We start from the raw sequence: 17,074 nt of genomic DNA on the forward strand, positions 1-17,074 counted from the left end.
AGCGGTTTTTTTGAGAATCTTGAATGAGATAAAAGAAAAAAGTAGGAGAATATCTCCTACTTTTTTTATGCTGTTCCGATCTGATCTTGATCGGCCACATCAGAATCAAACGTATTTGTTGCACTAACGCCGCTAAAAGTGTTCACGACAAATCCAACATTGGAAGCTCCGGATCCATTATAAGCTTTCGTATTTTCTTTCGGAGATACGTTATAAAAATCCCCTAAATTAAAAGAACCATTACTGTTTTGAACGACGAGATTTCCAACAACGGAAGGCATACCATCCACCTACTTTACTAAGCGTTTTAATTACTATATGAATTATGGAGCGGAAGGTTCATCAGTAATATATTGGCGGATTTGCATAATACGAGAGTTATTGAAAGCATAATCAACATTTCCAATTTGAAAGCAACCAGAATTTAAGAGTGTTCGTAATTCAACGTCATTCACTTCAATAAAAGGACATTCATTTACAATGTTTAATTTTACATCTGTCGTTCGTTTTGGGATTGTGACGTGTTCATCTGTAAAAATTTCAAATGCATCTAAGCGACCTTCGCCTTTTATATAACAAGGAATTTCCCGGTGGACGGCAAGAGCCCTACTTTTTAACTCCATTTGGTTTGCATCTCCAACTTGAAATACGGCACTAATCCCTAAAGAAATAATAGAAACATTTTGGACAACAGACACATGATGTAACATAATTTCTCAGTCTCCTTAACCTGGAGTAGGAGGGACATCTGTTACTAACGGTACAAATGGACCCTCTGTTACAGTTTCAAATGGTGTATCAAGAATAGAAGATAGAATGAGGAGATTCGCATCCCCAATTAAAAAGAGTGCAGATGACGATACACCGTTCATTTTAATCTGGCCGACTTTTAATTCACGATTTACAACGTTAAGATTCATACATACTTACTCCTTTCGGAAATTGCCCGGTATGTGTTGAATAAAAGAGAGGAAGGCTTTGTCGATATCATGTTTCATTGCTTGAATAATAATATCTCGTAAATAGTCTGGATCTGTTGAAATCCCTTCATATGATTGCGCTTGTGTTAAATAATAAGGAAGTCTATGCTCCATCTGTTTTTTTATGTCATCAACCATCATTTGTCGATACATTTCATCGAGCGGCGTTCTCTCTTCTTGTTCAAAATGGAGAATTCGATTATATGCTTCTTCATCTAAGTAACGATGCATTTCTTGAAGAATCCCTTGGTAAAAGTCTGGATTTGTGTCAGTCTCAGGATTGACCTTCAAAGTTTCTGTATCTACTTGGAAATCTTCGATTTGCTGTCCTTTTGCTGAAAATGGGTTTAAACCAATATTTAAAGTGCCATTTAAGTTTTCTACTTTTAATTGATCGAATTTGTATTCCACTTTTCCTACAGAAGAGGAGGGGCGATTTTTTAATTCGTTAAGCTCTTCTTGGAGTTGACGCACTTGTTCTTCTAAATTCAGGATGGCCGCTTGTTGTGTTTGAAGAGCTTGCTGAAGTTGGTGTAAGTAAGTATATATATCTTGATTCATTTGTGAAACCTCCTTTTCAATAGGGAGGGTAAATATATTCCTGCTATATATTTATGACAAGGATGTCTTAAGAAGAACTAGTTGATGGTTTGATAGAAATAATTTGTCCTTTCGCCTGTAATGGGCGAAGGGGTTCTGTAAATCCGCCAGTATTTGAGAACTTAGATAGAGCTTTAATACTTCCAGCAGTACCAATTTGAAATACAGAAGAGGTTGTAATGCTATCAATTTTAATGCTGTTAATGATGATGCTTTGGTTTACGTAAAAATTCAATGTAATCGCCTCCTCTAAGTTGAACCAATTATCGCTTGATCAATTACATCGGAGTCATTAACAGTCGTTGCGCTTTGATAATTGTAGACAGAAACGTTATCTCCAACATTAAAAGAGCCGGCCCCAGCGAAAGCGCGTGAATAACTAATAGGCCTAATCGCAAATACATCTCCAATATGAAAAATACCACTTGATCCAATATTGACGATACGAATATGTCCGACCATAGCTGGCATACAAAACACCTTTCGTTTTTAAAATTTTCTTTTCTACTATTGTATGGGCGTTTTCAATAAAATGTGTGTTTTTTTGAAATAAAAGAAACACACGCGTTATTGCGTGTGTGTATCGAGTGTTTGATTAGGGTGAAAATCCGTATGTACATGCCAAATTGCATTTAAGAGCCTGTCCAGTTCTTGGCTACAATCCACTGTTTTTTGAGAAGTCATTCCGTAGCGTTCAGCAAAATAAATCATTTTTTCACGTTTTTTTTCAATCGCTTGCTCAAACATTGAAATCGGCTCCATCTCTAAATGAAATTTTTAGTATATATGTAGTACATATTATACAAAAACCCCATAAAAAAGAAATGCTTTCGCTAAAAAAAGTAAATTTTCTACATTTTATGTCAAATGTAAAGGAGTAACCAATAGGATAGGAGAAGAATATTGTAAAAATTAGCGTGCATGAGAAGGTTTTTTTCTTACGGATGCGAATACAATTAAAGGGTATGAGTTTTAGGATGGAGAGTGGAAATATTGCGTTTGGTAACGGCAAAAAAAGATGAAAAGGTATTTGTAGGGATTGTGGATGAAGAAGAAAAAAAGGTATTGCATTTAAGAGAAGCGCAAAGGCAAAAGGGGGAAAAGGTTACAATCCCCATTACAATGCTAGAGTATATTGAAAGAGGGACCACATGCTTTGAGAAAGTATGTGAAATTGTCAATTGGGCAAAAGAGCATGGGGAAAACGCGTATTATCCGTTAACTGAGGTGAAAATATTAGCACCGATTCCAAGGCCAAGGAAGAATATTCTTTGCGTTGGAAAAAACTATCGTGAGCATGCGATAGAGATGGGTGGAGTAGAATCCATTCCGGAAAATATAATGATCTTTACGAAAGCGCCAACGACAGTTATTGGAATGGATGAAAAAATTAATAGTCATCCCCACGCAACGAATGAACTAGACTATGAAGGAGAACTAGCTATCATCATCGGTAAGCGAGGGAAACAAATAAAAAAAGAAAAAGCGCTTGAGCATGTTTTTGGTTACACCATTATAAATGATATAACTGCTCGCGACATTCAAAGGAAGCATAAACAATTTTTCCTTGGAAAAAGTTTCGATACATTTTGTCCGATGGGACCGTATTTAATTCATAAATCAATGGTTGAAGCGCCAAATGCGTTACACATTGAAACGGTAGTAAACGGGGAAGTAAGGCAAACTTCAAATACAAATAAAATGATTTTTTCAATAGAAGAAATTATTTCAACGATAAGTAAAGGTATGACGTTAGAACCAGGAGATATAATCGCAACAGGAACGCCGTCTGGAGTCGGAAAAGGTTTCACACCACCGAAGTTTTTACATGCTGGTGATGAAGTTGTCATTACAGTAGAAGGTATTGGTACTTTGCGAAATGTAGTGAAATGAAAAAAGAGCTATCTTATCGAAGATAGCTCTTTTTTATGGTCTTGGGTTATAGAGGTAATCAATAATAGAAAAAATGTAAAGGCCAATGAATGCAAGTGTGCAAATGCCAAATAGTATAACGGTAAGTGCGCTTTTTTCTCGTCCAAAACCAATGATAGTAAGAATAACAGCAGTCCAAAATGATGCTTTCAGTAGTGTGAATGTAGTAGAAGTTGAGTAGTTAATAAGCAATGTTGTGGAAAGTAGGAAGCCAAAGAATGTAACTAAAATAAAAGATGTAGCCAAATAGTTAATATGTTTGCCGTACTTTAATAACATATCGAATCTCCTTTACAATTTTAAAAGGCAGAAAATTACAACTTTATTTTAGTATAAATCAATATAAAAAGAAAGAGGTTGTCCCAACATGTAGGACAACCTCTCTATTATTACGATAATACCGCTTTAATTTTTTGGAATGCCCACTCTAAATCTTCTTCAGAGATTACTAGAGGTGGTGCGATACGAATTACATTTTCGTGTGTTTCTTTACATAATAGACCAGCTGCTTTTAGTTGTTCACAGTAAGGACGAGCTGGCTCGTTTAATTCGATACCGATGAATAAACCTTTACCACGAACTTCAGTGATCATTGGGTTATCAATCTCTTTTAATTGCCCAACTAATTTTTCACCTAATTGAAGAGAACGCTCTGTTAATTTTTCTTCTTCTAACACTTCAAGAGCTGCGATAGAAACAGCACATGCAAGTGGGTTACCACCGAATGTAGAACCGTGAGAACCTGGCTCGAATACGCCTAAAATGTCGCGGTTTGCTGCTACGCAAGAGATTGGGAATACGCCGCCGCCAAGTGCTTTACCAAGTATGTACATGTCAGGAGTTACATTGTCCCAATCACAAGCAAATACTTTACCAGTACGGCCTAAACCTGTTTGAATTTCATCTGCTACAAATAAAACGTTTTCTTTTTTACATACTTCAAGAGCTTCTTTTAAGTAACCAGCTGGTGGGATGTTAATTCCTGCTTCACCTTGGATAGGCTCTAAAATGAATGCAGCCGTATTTGGTGTAATAGCAGCTTTTAACGCTTCTAAATCACCGTAAGGAATTACGATAATGCCAGGAAGCATTGGACCGAATCCACGCTTGTACTCTTCGTTTGAAGACATAGAAACAGCACCCATTGTACGGCCGTGGAAGTTATTTTCACAAACGATAATTTCAGCACGATTTGCTTCTACTTTCTTCACATCATAAGCCCAGCGGCGAGCTGTTTTAATTGCAGTTTCAACAGCTTCTGCACCTGTATTCATTGGAAGTACCATTTCTTTATTAGTTAGTTTCGCAACTTTTTCGTACCAAGGACCCAATTGATCGCTATGGAAAGCACGAGAAGTTAACGTAACACGATTAGCTTGGTCAATTAAAGCGTTAATAATTTTTGGGTGACGATGACCTTGGTTTACTGCAGAATATGCACTTAATAAGTCCATATAGCGGTTTCCTTCAGGATCTTCTACCCAAACGCCTTCTGCTTTAGAAATAACGATTGGAAGTGGGTGATAGTTATTTGCCCCGTATGTGTCTGTAAGTTCGATAATATCCTTAGTTTGAATCATGATTGTTCCCCCTTTTGTTATTACAAGAAGTTTGTAAATACTCTAAATATTATATCATTTAAATGTAAAAAAGCGAAACATTTCCTGAAAATAAATGAACATGTTATCATATAGAGTGAAAAAGTGTGAAAAGAGGAGGTAAGGGATACGATGGTACATATGCATATTACAGCATGGGCGTTAGGTTTAATTTTATTCTTCGTTGCGTATTCACTTTATTCAGCAGGGAGAAAAGGTAAAGGTGTACATATGGGGCTTCGCCTAGTGTATATCTTCATTATTGTGACAGGCTTCATGTTGTACATGAGTATTGTGAAGACAGCAACAGGTAGCATGCACATGTGGTACGGCTTAAAAATGGTAGCTGGTATTTTAGTTATCGGTGGAATGGAAATGGTTCTTGTAAAAATGAGTAAAAACAAACCAACAGGGGCGGTTTGGGGCTTATTTATTGTTGCGTTAGTAGCGGTAATATACTTAGGACTAAAATTACCGATTGGCTGGCAAGTATTCTAATAAAAAATAAAACCACCTTATAATCTCAAATATTTGGGAGATAAGGTGGTTTTTTTATTTTATGTCGCATCGATATGCAACTCTTCTCCATTTGCTTTCGTAAAACGAAACATGTTTTTATTTGACGTAGCGTGACGAACGAAATGGTGCTGCAGTGTACAAATCATCTCTTCGTTATCGAACAAAAGAATATTTACTCCTTCGCGCGTTTCCTCTTTCGGTAAGAAAGATAAATAATTATGACAATACATGCAATCATATAAAGAGTAATGAAGTGATTGTAATGATTCCGTTAATAATGCAAAGACAGAGTCAGGTAATTCCTCAAGCCATTCCGTATAGCTAAGAAGTAATTTCTTTCGAATTCTTATCATTTCCCCGTTTTGCAGGTGGTGCTGTTCGTTTGCGATTTGTAATACATCTTGTTCATAGAAACGAGCTGGTAGCCAGTTGTTGTTATATAAAATCTCAAAACCATCTTCGGCAATATCTTCTAATAAAAATGCTTCATCATTTTCATCATCAAAGAATACCCATTCATTGTTTATATATTCTACATTACCGACTGTATGAGCGCGAGGCTGGTTATATAAAATATGGTTACGTTGTATCATACACGATTTCTCCTTTATGAAAAGTAGTTATTTCTGTTATAGACAGTTCGTGCATTCTTTATAACTAGACACATCTAGACATAGGTGGGCATACAATAAAACACGTTTTACTGAGTGAAAATGCTATTCCATATGTGGATAGTAGGTTATCGTCAAGTTTTTCGTTTTTTGATCCGCACCTTGTAGGGTGGGGATTACTGCTCGTTTAGGAAAAGAAATAGGATGGAAGGATGATTTATATGTGCGGGATTACAGGATGGGTGGATTATAAACGCTCATTAGAGGGAGAGCGGGACGTCGTTACGAAGATGGCTGAGACGTTAGCAAAGCGTGGCCCAGATGATAATAAAGTTTGGATTAAAGGCAATGTCGCATTTGGGCATAAACGGTTAATCGTTGTGGACCCTGAGGGCGGGAAACAACCGATGACTTGTTTAAAAGATGAAACGAATTATGCAATTTGCTATAACGGTGAACTGTATAACACAGAGGATATTCGAAAGGAATTATTAAGAAGAGGCTATACGTTCAAAGGTCATTCTGATACGGAGGTGCTATTAGCGTCGTATATGGAATGGAAAGAAGAATGTGTCGATCATTTAAACGGTATATATGCGTTTGCTGTATGGGATGAACAGAAAGAACAAGTATTTATTGCGCGAGATCGACTAGGTGTAAAACCGCTATTTTATAAATATGACAGTGGGCGATTATTATTTGGTTCAGAGTTAAAAGCGATACTGGCTCATCCAGATGTGAAGGCAGAAGTAACATTAGAAGGATTATCCGAAATATTCGGTCTTGGGCCGTCTAGAACGCCTGGTCATGGTATTTATGCTGGTATAAAAGAATTACGTCCAGGTCATGCGATGACATTTTCAAAGAACGGTTTATGTATATGGAGATATTGGAATGTGGAAAGTAAAAAACATGAAGACTCCTTTGAAGAAACAGTAGAGAAAACGCGCTTTTTATTACAAGATGCGATTACAAGGCAGCTCGTTTCTGATGTACCACTATGTACTTTTTTATCAGGCGGTGTAGATTCGAGCGCGATTACAGCAATTGCTGCGAAAGAATATGAAAGATCAGGGAAAGGACAATTACACACATATTCTGTTGATTATGAAGATAATGACAAATACTTTAAAGCGAATGCATTTCAGCCAAATTCAGATGCTCCATTTATTCATTTGATGACGGAGACGTTTCAAACAATCCACCATCGCTGCGTCATTTCAAATGAACAATTAGCGCAGTATTTAACAGAAGCAGTACTCGTTCGTGATTTGCCTGGTATGGCAGATATCGATTCGTCATTATTATGGTTTTGCCGTGAAATTAAACAAGATTTTGTCGTCGGTTTATCTGGGGAATGTGCAGACGAAATATTTGGTGGTTATCCGTGGTTTTATAGAGAAGATGATTTACAATCGAGTGCGTTTCCGTGGATGCGCTCTACAGAAGCGCGTGAACAACTGCTAAAGAAAGAATGGAGAAATAAATTAAATTTACAACAATATGTACAGCAGCGTTATGAAGAATCCATTCAAGAAGTTCCTATTTTAGAAGGGGAAAGCCCAATTGAAGCAAAGAGACGACAACTATTTTACTTGAACATGGTATGGTTTATGACAACATTATTAGACAGAAAAGACCGTATGAGTATGGGGGCAAGCTTAGAAGTACGCGTTCCCTTTGCAGACCACCGACTTGTCGAATATGCGTGGAATATTCCTTGGGAAATGAAAATGTATAAAAACCGCGAAAAAGGTCTATTGCGTAAAGCGTTAGAAGGGTTACTTCCAAATGACATTTTATATAGAAAGAAGAGCCCATACCCGAAAACGCATAATCCGCACTATACGAAAGCAGTAACAGTATGGCTACAAGATTTATTAACGGATAAAGGATCAATTTTACACGAACTATTTGATAAAGAACAGCTGAGCGGATTAATTGAGTCAGGTGGCAGTGCATTTCAATCCCCTTGGTTCGGTCAATTAATGACTGGTCCTCAGCTTTTAGCTCATTTAGCGCAAATTCATGTTTGGTTTAAAGAGTATGGGGTAAATATTAAGGAATAGAAGAAAAGCGACTTACTTTTATGTAAGTCGCTTTTTATTAAATAAATTGTCAAATAAAATTCAAAATCATATTAGAAATAATATTTATTTAGAATAATTATTTTGACGTACTTATTATTAGTTGTTATAATTGGAAACAAATGTTCTTGAAAAAGATTCTCATTTATGAAATTGAGGTGTTATATAGATGACAAAGAAAAAAATAGGTTTACTCGTAATGGCGTATGGAACGCCCGAATCATTAGATGATGTAGAAGCGTACTATACACATATTCGCCACGGGCGTAAACCTTCCGAAGAAGCACTCCAAGACTTAATCGGGCGCTATAAAGCAATTGGCGGAATTTCACCACTTGCAAAAATTACGAAAGAGCAAGCGCATAAATTAACAGATTCAATGAATAATATGTTTACAGAGTATGAATTTAGTTGTTACTTAGGATTAAAACATATAGCTCCATTTATAGAGGATGCAGTAGAAGAGATGAAGCGTGATGGGATTGAGCAGGCAGTTAGCATCGTATTAGCTCCGCATTATTCTACATTTAGCATTAAAGCGTATAATGACCGTGCTATTCGTCTTTCAGAAGAAATCGGTGGTCCTGTTATTGAACCAATTGAACAATGGTACGATGAACCGAAATTTATTTCGTATTGGGCAGAGCAAATAAAAGAAACATTTACAAAGATTGAAAACAAAGAGAAGGCTGTCGTAATTTTTTCAGCGCATAGTCTACCAGAAAAAATTATTGCGGCTGGTGATCCTTATGTAGAGCAATTGCAGCATACAGCGGATTTAATTGCAGAGGCTGCAAATATTCAACACTATACAATTGGTTGGCAAAGTGCTGGAAATACACCTGATCCATGGATTGGGCCGGATGTACAAGATTTAACGAGAGATTTATATGAAGAGCATGGATTTAGATCTTTCATATATTGTCCAGTTGGCTTTGTGGCAGAGCATTTAGAAGTTTTATATGACAATGATTATGAATGTAAAGTTGTAACTGATGAATTAAACGTCGCATACTTTAGACCAAATATGCCAAATGCACAATCTGTATTTATCAATTGCTTAGCTGAAATTGTTTCAAAAAAAATGAAGGAAATAGTTGACAAGAACTTAGTTTTGAATAATAATTAGTTTATAATAATTTTAAATAAATAATAATTCCTAAAAGATAAAGAGGAGGATCCCCATGATGAATCCAAATAATCGCTTAACAACAAACCAAGGTGCTCCAGTTGGAGATAACCAAAATTCTCGTACAGCTGGTCGCCGTGGACCGGTATTGTTAGAAGACTATCATTTAGTAGAAAAACTTGCGCACTTTGATCGTGAACGTATTCCAGAGCGCGTTGTGCATGCACGTGGTGCAGGTGCTCACGGTGTATTCGTAACGAAAAACAGCATGAAGCAATATACAAAGGCAGCATTTTTACAAAATGAAGGAACTGAAACACCTGTATTCGTTCGTTTTTCAACGGTTATTCATGGTCAAGGTTCTCCGGAAACAGCTCGTGACCCACGTGGGTTCGCTGTTAAATTTTATACAGAAGAAGGAAATTACGATATCGTAGGTAATCATTTACCAGTCTTCTTCATTCGTGATGCAATTAAATTCCCTGATATGGTGCATTCTTTAAAACCAGCACCTGATACAAATATTCAAACACCAGATCGTTACTGGGATTTCATGACGTTAACGCCAGAATCTACACATATGATGACATGGGTGTTCTCTGATTATGGTACACCAGCAAGCTACCGCGAAATGGAAGGTTTCGGTGTACATTCATTTAAATGGATTAATGCAGAAGGTAAAATTGTCTACATTAAATATCACTGGAAACCACAGCAAGGTGTACGTAACTTAAGCGCAAAAGAAGTGCAAGAAGTACAAGGAAAAGACTTTAACCATGCAACTCGTGACTTGTTCGATGCGATTGAAAAAGGAAATTATCCGAAATGGGATTTACACGTACAAGTGATGCAACTAGAAGAAACGGATTCTTTAGATTTTGATCCATTAGACCCGACTAAAGTATGGCCAGAAGATCGCTTCCCATTAATCGAAGTAGGGACAATGACGTTAAATCGTAACCCGAAAAACTTCTTTGCGGAAGTAGAGCAAGCGGCATTTTCTCCAAGTGCAACTGTAAATGGTATTGAACCATCTGAAGACAAGTTATTACAAGGTCGTTTATTCTCTTATCCAGATACACAGCGTTACCGTCTTGGTGCGAACTACTTACAAATTCCTGTAAACTGCCCGTACGCAGCTGTTCATAACCAACAACGTGATGGTGCGATGCAAATCAATCAAAATCCATCTACAATTAACTACGAACCGAGCCGTCATGCTGAAAATCCAGTTGAAGACAAAGCTTATCGCGATTCAACTATGAAAGTAGAAGGCTATGTATCTCGTGAAAAAATTGACAAACCAAATGACTTCAAACAAGCAGGTGAGCGTTACCGTTCATTCTCTAAAGAAGAACAAGACAACTTAATTGCAAACTTAACAAATGACTTAAAAGACGTAAATGAGCGCACGAAATTACTAGCTGTTTGTAACTTTTTCCGTGCAGATCAAGAGTACGGAATGCGTTTAGCGCAGTCTTTAAATGTTGATATTACGCAATACGTAGGGAATGCTCCGAAATAAATAGGAAAAGACGACTGTTAAACGGTCGTCTTTTTTATATGTAAAAGATGTTTTACATGCGGGGTGAAAGATGTTATACTCTTGTCAAATAAGTTTTACATATAAGAGGTGTATTTTGATGGATGTTTTAATTTTTATTATTGCGTTAAGTGTCTTTTTATTTGTATTGTTTGCTATTATAAAAATGTTTATAGCGATTGGGAAACAAGGTGATGAGCGTGCTACGTTTATAAAAAACAAAGCGATGGCTGAGACGTTTCAAATTACGATGGGGCTAATGGTACTTGAGATGATCCCGTTTATTTATCATCGTTTTAATGAAACGGTAGGAACGCCGTTTAATCCAGTTCGCTTTTTAGCTGTAATAGCTGTGGTATTTCTTATTATTTTAAGTACGAATAAAAGAAAGTACGGTGATTCGTAAGTTATACCGGGGTATTTTTCGGGTTCGCTATGTCGGAATTTATTGATATATCGATATATTTAAAAAAACGCCGATATATTCTTAGTAATACCAGCTATGGTATTTCGAGGCGCAAATATAAACACTATGTAACAAGTCCCTATATTTAATAAAGCTAAAAAGCCTGAGTTCTACAGTAGATAGGAACTCAGGCTTTTTTATGCGAAAAATTTATGAAATCTTTTTGGGATAAAACTGAGGGCAAGAAAGAGTGCGATTTCGCCTAAAATAGCGACAATGATATTGAATAAGAAGGTGCGAAAATTTGCAGTAATATGATTAAGAATAGCGTATTTCCAATAAGATAAGCTCATGAAAATCACTCCTTGAGGCATTTTTTATAGTATATAAAATTTGTTTCGTAAAAGTGCATGTCTTAGTTTGTAATTTGTAAAAAAACAAAATGATTTCTCAATATAATCTCAACAATTGAGTAAGAATAATATGGAATATATTACCTGACCTCTTGCATAAGAATAGAAAAATTCACAAAACACTTTTCTGAATTAACATAAAATTTACAAAAAACTAATAAATTGTTGAAATAATACAAACGAAAATATATACTCGATATATACTTTTTACAAAAAAAGGATGTGATAAAGCGGATTACATGTGTACTTAGCTGTATAGGCTTGGTCTATTTTATGGATTCGAAAAAAATTAAGTGAGGGGAAATGTACATGTTTCGATTTATGAAATCACCAATCGGTATAGCGGTTGGGGTAGCGGCGGTTATATTGGCGTCACCGAAAGCGAGAAAGGGACTAAGAAAACTAGCGGTAAAAACAGTATCTGCTTTTCTTGGTGCAAAAGAACAAATGCAAAGTGCTGGTGCAGAAATGGAAGAAGCTCTGCCGAAAGTGAAAGAAACGGCACGTAAAGTGGTAGTAAAAACAGTATCCCCAATTATTGGAGCAGTAGAAGCGGTTCCGAATACGATTTCTAAATTTCAGGAAAAATGGGCATCTCATATAAATGCATATCATTCCAATGAGAGTGTAGATTACGAAAGCATACCTGTCACTCCTTAAATAGTAAGTGATGTTACTTCATTTATAAGGATAAGGAGGATGATGATGCAGAGTAAATCATTGAAACCGAGATTTATACGATCGTTACCTGGAAGAATTCGAATTGAAATATATAAACTGAAATACAATATGAATTTTGCGAACTTGATAGTAGAACGTTTTCGTGACGTGGAAGGTATTTATCGAGTGAGTCCCTCTATTTCTACAGGAAGAGCCCTTATTACTTACGATATCAACAAGACCTCTCTACATACAATTTGTGAAATAATTAAACTCCTAGAAGAACAAATTACAAAGAATAATAACCTTAATAATATGGAAGAAACGAAGAAAGTAGAAGATTCTTCATCTAGTGTAATTTCTTACGAGAAAAAAGGTGAAGATGTTCCGTTACCGCTAGCGCTTTCTGTCGTTGGATTAGGTGCTTTCGGTATAAAACAATTATTTATGGGAAGATCTGCTTTAGCTAGAAGCCCAGGACTTTTTTACGTATCAGGTGCTTTATCTGTTGTGACGGGATATCCGTTTCTGAAACGTGGATTCAAAAAAATGGTTGCTAGCAAAAAGGTGAATTCTGATCTAGTTCTTGGCATAGGAACGTTAGCGCTAGCGCTTGCGCGAGAAAATATTGTCGTGCTAGCGGGACTTAGTCTATTAAACTATTTAAATTGGAAGCGTAGTCAAGCGAACATAAATGAAGAAACAGATTCGTATAAAGAACGAATTTTATCCCCAGAGATTAAAGCATATAGTGAAAAGCAATCGAAATGGGGCATGCTTTTTGGCGGAGCAACATGGGCATTTACGAGAAATCCGTTACGCGGAATGGCGGTCTTATTAGCTGCGAATCCGAAACCGGCTGTTTCGTCTGCTGAGTATGCATGGCGACAAGGAGATCTCGTTGCGAGAGAAAGAGGATACCTTATTCCAAATGAAGGATCGTTATCTCAATTGTCCAGAACGAGAACAATTGTATTTGACGATGTATCTCGTATATTCCGTAATGAAGAAGCGGAGATTAGCTGTATTTCAGAAGATGAAGGGCAAGTTCTGTGCACGGCAGCCTCATTACTGGAGAAAAGTGAGCATGATTGGAAAGATGAGGTTGTGCAACGAGCGAAGCAAACAGGAAGGACGTTAAGAAAGGCTTTTGAAATCGAGATTGATGAAGAAGGGATAAAAGGTGAAATACAAGGTATCCCATCTTTTGCCGGTAGTAAAGAATTTACAGAACGAAATGGTGTAGATATAAGCCTTTATGCGTTAGAAGCGAAGAGACTGAGCAAAGAAGGATTTAACGTTCAGTTTGTTGCGAAAGGTCAAAAATGCCTCGGATTGTTAGTTGGATCAAAAATAGCAATTGTTCCTGATTTTGCAAATATCTTTTATAAGTTAAACGAAAATAAATGTGCGATAGCTGTTATGGGAAATAGTTTAAATATGAATGAGAGTGTTCTTACGCAATACGGCATTGATACAAGTTGGCAACATAGCGATGTTGTAGAACGTGTAGAGCGTATCCGTTTGAATGGGGAAGAAGTGTTATTTATATGTGAGGAAAAGATTGAATTCCCGTCAATATCTCACTATGAAATGAAAAATGTCTTTCAATCAATGGCCTATGCAAAACGAATCGATTTATTGGTGAGAGAACATTTTCGAGTAGCAAAAATGTGGAATATTGCCGGTGAGATGCTGGCTGTTTGGTCTATATTTACGGCGCCTGTTATCGCTTTATTGGCGAACGCTCTATCTTTAACGTTTTTATCTAGAGCGAAGCGAGTGAGTGAGAAGATTTTTTCTAATGAAGAGATAGTAAATAGGAACGAATCCGTAGCGAGAGAACCTTCTATGAAATGGTATACACTCTCGCAAGAAGACGTAATAAATGAATTGCAAGTGGAAAAACAGCAAGGATTAAGTGATAGAGAAGTGCAAATGCGACAAGAAAAGTATGGAATGAATAGAATGGAACCAAAGAAGTCCGTCCCTTGGATTGTGTCATTTATGGGGCAATTTAAAGAGTTCACATCGCTTATTTTACTTGGAGCAGCTGGCTTGTCTGTATTATCAGGCGGGGTGTTTGATGGATTGGCAATGGGGACCATCCTTATTGTGAATGCGGTAATTGGAACGCTTCAAGAGCGGAAGGCCGAAAAAGTAGTGGAAGCTTTAAATCAATTTCGTGTGCCGAATTGTATGGTAATCCGAGAAGGAAAAGAAGTAGAAATAGCCAGTAGTGAGCTCGTTCCTGGAGATATTGTCTGTCTTCAGGCTGGAGACCGTGTGCCTGCTGATCTTCGTACTATACATTCTTGGAATTTAGAAGTTAATGAAGCGATGTTAACGGGTGAGTCTTTACCTGTTGAAAAGAAAGAGGATGCTATAGGAGAAGAATGTTCGTTAGCGGAGCGGAATAATATGCTCTTTATGGGTACGTCCGTAACGCGCGGAAAAGCGAGAGCAATAGTAGTGGAAACAGGGATGAGTACAGAGATGGGTTATATGATTTCCTTAATGAAAGGAGAAGAAACAGAGCCTACACCACTCCAGCAAAAGGTGACGTCTATTAGTAAAACATTTATTAAAGGGGCATTTATAGCTGGTGGTATCGTACTTGTGGCAGGATTACTACGAGGTTTGCCGATTACACAAATGATTACAACATCGGTTGCTCTTACAGCATCAGCTGTTCCAGAAGGTTTGCCGATTATGATTACAATCGCTTTAAGCGCAGGGATATTCCGTATGCAGAAGCAAAATGCACTCGTTCGGAAGCTTTCCAGTTTAGAAACGTTAGGCAGAACAACTGTTATTTGCTCTGATAAAACAGGTACTCTTACGAAGAATGAAATGACGGTTAAAGTGATCGCTACGCCAAATCGTGTATGGAGTGTATCAGGTGATGGATATGAACCGGTAGGTAAGATTTCGGATGTAACGTCATCTAAAGTCGCCGCTGCTGTAGAGATGGAAGTAGAAGAAGTGACTTATCATGAAAGTGAAAAGACACCGTTAGAAAATCCAGATTTAGTTCGCGTTCTGCAAATTAGTGTCCTTTGTAACAATAGTAAATTAGAACAAGAAGAGAATCAGTGGATCGTGAAAGGTGACCCGACTGAGGGGGCTTTGTTAAGTTTGGCTTCTAAAGCGGGCGTGTCACATGAAGATATGAAATCATTTGAACGACATCATGAAGAACCGTTCGACTCTGAAACGAAAATTATGAGTGTTGTTTGTAAGGAAAATGAATCACTGTATAAGTTTTCGAAAGGATCTGTAGAGGCGATTCTTACTAGATGTAAATGGTATCAACATAATGGTGAAATCTATCCGTTATGTGAACAAGAAAAAGAAGTTATTTTACAACAAAATGAAGGTTTTGCAGAACAGGCGTTACGAGTATTAGGTTTTGCATACAGTGATGGTGAGAAGGATGATCTTATTTTTGTTGGGTTAGTTGGTATGATTGATCCTCCGAAGCCTGAAGTAGAAGAAAGTATTCGTGAAGCGATTGAACTTGGTGTAAAGCCAGTCATGATTACTGGGGATCATCCAACCACAGCGATCTCTATTGCGAAGCAGACTGGTATTTGGAATCGTGATGATCGTGTTTTAACTGGGATAGAGATTGATAATTTAACAGATGAAGAGCTAAAAAATATCGTGAAAAACACTTCTGTCTTTGCACGAGTAACACCGGCCCATAAATTACGCATAGTAACTGCATATCAAGCCGACGGTCAAATTGTTGCGATGACTGGAGATGGTGTGAATGATACGCCTGCTATAAAGAAAGCGAATATCGGTATTGCGATGGGGCAAACAGGAACAGAAGTAACGAAAGAAGCTGCAGATCTTATATTGAAAAAAGATCACTTCGGTTCCATTGTGGAAGGGGTAAAAGAAGGTAGAACGATCATTGGTAATATTCGTAAAGCAGTTGGTTGTTTATTAACGGGAAATTTAGCTGAAGTATTGGTGACAAGTGCAGCTGTTATTGCAGGGATGCCGATTCCGTTAGTGCCAATTCAAATTTTATTAATGAACCTTATTACGGATGCTTTACCGGCAATGATTTTAGCTGTAAATCCTGGAAACAAAACGAAGCAAACGAAACGCCAAGATATTGTGGATAAAGAGCTATACAAAAAGGTTGTGACGCGAGGTATATTGCTAGGAGTAGGATCGCTTGCTTTATTCGGTATGAGTTTAGCTGCTGGTGTGCCTCTTGTAGTAGCGCAAACATCAGCATTTGCGACATTAGTTGCAGGTCAACTCATTCAAACATTTTCTTGGAGGCAAGAAGGATCGGACGAAACAATGCGTGATTGGTCAAAAGATCGTTTCTTTGTAACAGCGTTAGGGACGTCTTGGCTTGTATTATTATCAGCTATATATGTTCCGTCATTTGCTCGTATATTCCATACAGTGCCATTAACGCTTATGCAATGGATACCTGTTCTTCTTGTAGCGGGCACAGTATCTCAAATTTCGAAGCCTATTATTAATTTAATTTCATATAAGAATGATGACTCGGCAAAACCGGTAGTCAATGAACTAGCATTATTAAAAACAGTGTAAAGGAGCAATGAA

18 protein-coding genes are annotated in these 17,074 nt (G+C 37.2%); 8 read left to right on the forward strand and 10 right to left on the reverse strand.

Features of this window, described 5'->3' with window-relative positions; genetic code table 11:
* Positions 1-65: 65 nt before the first annotated feature.
* The 7 genes from gerPF to ACHZK0_RS05875 all read right to left on the reverse strand — a co-directional run bounded on the left by gerPF (position 66) and on the right by ACHZK0_RS05875 (position 2,327).
* Positions 66-281 (reverse strand): spore germination protein GerPF, encoded by a 216-nt coding sequence (gerPF, locus tag ACHZK0_RS05845; protein WP_001141570.1) that lies wholly within the window; start codon positions 279-281, stop codon positions 66-68.
* A 42-nt stretch (positions 282-323) separates the two neighbouring features.
* Positions 324-710: a spore germination protein GerPE gene (locus ACHZK0_RS05850; RefSeq protein ID WP_262742315.1), complete on the reverse strand. Its 387-nt coding sequence runs from the start codon at positions 708-710 to the stop codon at positions 324-326.
* Positions 711-725: 15 nt separating this feature from the next.
* A complete protein-coding gene (gene gerPD, locus ACHZK0_RS05855; protein ID WP_001052807.1) occupies positions 726-920 on the reverse strand; it encodes a spore germination protein GerPD in 195 nt (64 codons plus the stop codon).
* Between the two features lie 6 nt (positions 921-926).
* Positions 927-1,541, reverse strand: a complete 615-nt coding sequence (gene gerPC, locus ACHZK0_RS05860; RefSeq protein WP_063263235.1) for a spore germination protein GerPC — start codon at positions 1,539-1,541, stop codon at positions 927-929.
* A 67-nt stretch (positions 1,542-1,608) separates the two neighbouring features.
* Positions 1,609-1,815, reverse strand: coding sequence for a spore germination protein GerPB (gerPB, locus tag ACHZK0_RS05865; protein ID WP_001012508.1), 207 nt, complete (start codon positions 1,813-1,815; stop codon positions 1,609-1,611).
* 14 nt (positions 1,816-1,829) lie between these two features.
* The gene (gene gerPA, locus ACHZK0_RS05870) at positions 1,830-2,051 is read right to left on the reverse strand and encodes a spore germination protein GerPA (RefSeq protein WP_001111187.1); all 222 of its coding nucleotides are present in this window, start codon (positions 2,049-2,051) and stop codon (positions 1,830-1,832) included.
* Positions 2,052-2,147: 96 nt separating this feature from the next.
* Positions 2,148-2,327 (reverse strand): aspartyl-phosphate phosphatase Spo0E family protein, encoded by a 180-nt coding sequence (locus ACHZK0_RS05875; RefSeq protein WP_000462840.1) that lies wholly within the window; start codon positions 2,325-2,327, stop codon positions 2,148-2,150.
* Positions 2,328-2,573: 246 nt separating this feature from the next.
* On the opposite strand from ACHZK0_RS05875, the gene ACHZK0_RS05880 reads away from it, so the two are divergent.
* Complete coding sequence (locus ACHZK0_RS05880) at positions 2,574-3,473, forward strand: fumarylacetoacetate hydrolase family protein (RefSeq protein WP_262742316.1); 900 nt, start codon at positions 2,574-2,576, stop codon at positions 3,471-3,473.
* Between the two features lie 33 nt (positions 3,474-3,506).
* On the opposite strand, the gene ACHZK0_RS05885 is transcribed toward ACHZK0_RS05880, so the two are convergent.
* Both ACHZK0_RS05885 and rocD read right to left on the reverse strand, forming a co-directional pair.
* Positions 3,507-3,791: a hypothetical protein gene (locus ACHZK0_RS05885; protein WP_262742317.1), complete on the reverse strand. Its 285-nt coding sequence runs from the start codon at positions 3,789-3,791 to the stop codon at positions 3,507-3,509.
* A 110-nt stretch (positions 3,792-3,901) separates the two neighbouring features.
* Positions 3,902-5,092: an ornithine aminotransferase gene (gene rocD / locus ACHZK0_RS05890; RefSeq protein ID WP_395761326.1), complete on the reverse strand. Its 1,191-nt coding sequence runs from the start codon at positions 5,090-5,092 to the stop codon at positions 3,902-3,904.
* Positions 5,093-5,242: 150 nt separating this feature from the next.
* Here rocD and ACHZK0_RS05895 point away from each other — a divergent pair, with 150 nt between their 5' ends.
* Complete coding sequence (locus ACHZK0_RS05895; protein WP_262742320.1) at positions 5,243-5,608, forward strand: YisL family protein; 366 nt, start codon at positions 5,243-5,245, stop codon at positions 5,606-5,608.
* Positions 5,609-5,667: 59 nt separating this feature from the next.
* On the opposite strand, the gene ACHZK0_RS05900 is transcribed toward ACHZK0_RS05895, so the two are convergent.
* On the reverse strand, positions 5,668-6,222 hold the full coding sequence (locus ACHZK0_RS05900) for a DUF2777 domain-containing protein (protein WP_097816575.1): 555 nt from the start codon (positions 6,220-6,222) through the stop codon (positions 5,668-5,670).
* Positions 6,223-6,461: 239 nt separating this feature from the next.
* On the opposite strand from ACHZK0_RS05900, the gene asnB reads away from it, so the two are divergent.
* From asnB to ACHZK0_RS05930, 6 genes are all read left to right on the forward strand, one after another.
* The gene (gene asnB / locus ACHZK0_RS05905; protein ID WP_270342076.1) at positions 6,462-8,309 is read left to right on the forward strand and encodes an asparagine synthase (glutamine-hydrolyzing); all 1,848 of its coding nucleotides are present in this window, start codon (positions 6,462-6,464) and stop codon (positions 8,307-8,309) included.
* 187 nt (positions 8,310-8,496) lie between these two features.
* Positions 8,497-9,456, forward strand: coding sequence for a ferrochelatase (gene hemH / locus ACHZK0_RS05910; protein WP_395761327.1), 960 nt, complete (start codon positions 8,497-8,499; stop codon positions 9,454-9,456).
* A gap of 58 nt (positions 9,457-9,514) precedes the next feature.
* The gene (katB, locus tag ACHZK0_RS05915) at positions 9,515-10,981 is read left to right on the forward strand and encodes a catalase KatB (RefSeq protein WP_262742324.1); all 1,467 of its coding nucleotides are present in this window, start codon (positions 9,515-9,517) and stop codon (positions 10,979-10,981) included.
* Positions 10,982-11,099: 118 nt separating this feature from the next.
* Positions 11,100-11,405: a hypothetical protein gene (locus tag ACHZK0_RS05920; protein ID WP_395761328.1), complete on the forward strand. Its 306-nt coding sequence runs from the start codon at positions 11,100-11,102 to the stop codon at positions 11,403-11,405.
* A gap of 722 nt (positions 11,406-12,127) precedes the next feature.
* Entirely contained in the window at positions 12,128-12,478 is a 351-nt protein-coding gene (locus ACHZK0_RS05925) for a YtxH domain-containing protein (RefSeq protein WP_395761329.1), read from the forward strand.
* Positions 12,479-12,523: 45 nt separating this feature from the next.
* Complete coding sequence (locus ACHZK0_RS05930; RefSeq protein ID WP_395761330.1) at positions 12,524-17,062, forward strand: cation-translocating P-type ATPase; 4,539 nt, start codon at positions 12,524-12,526, stop codon at positions 17,060-17,062.
* The last annotated feature ends 12 nt before the right edge of the window (positions 17,063-17,074 follow it).

It is taken from the genome of Bacillus sp. 3G2 (assembly GCF_044324725.1).
In the GTDB taxonomy this organism is placed as follows: domain Bacteria; phylum Bacillota; class Bacilli; order Bacillales; family Bacillaceae_G; genus Bacillus_A; species Bacillus_A mobilis.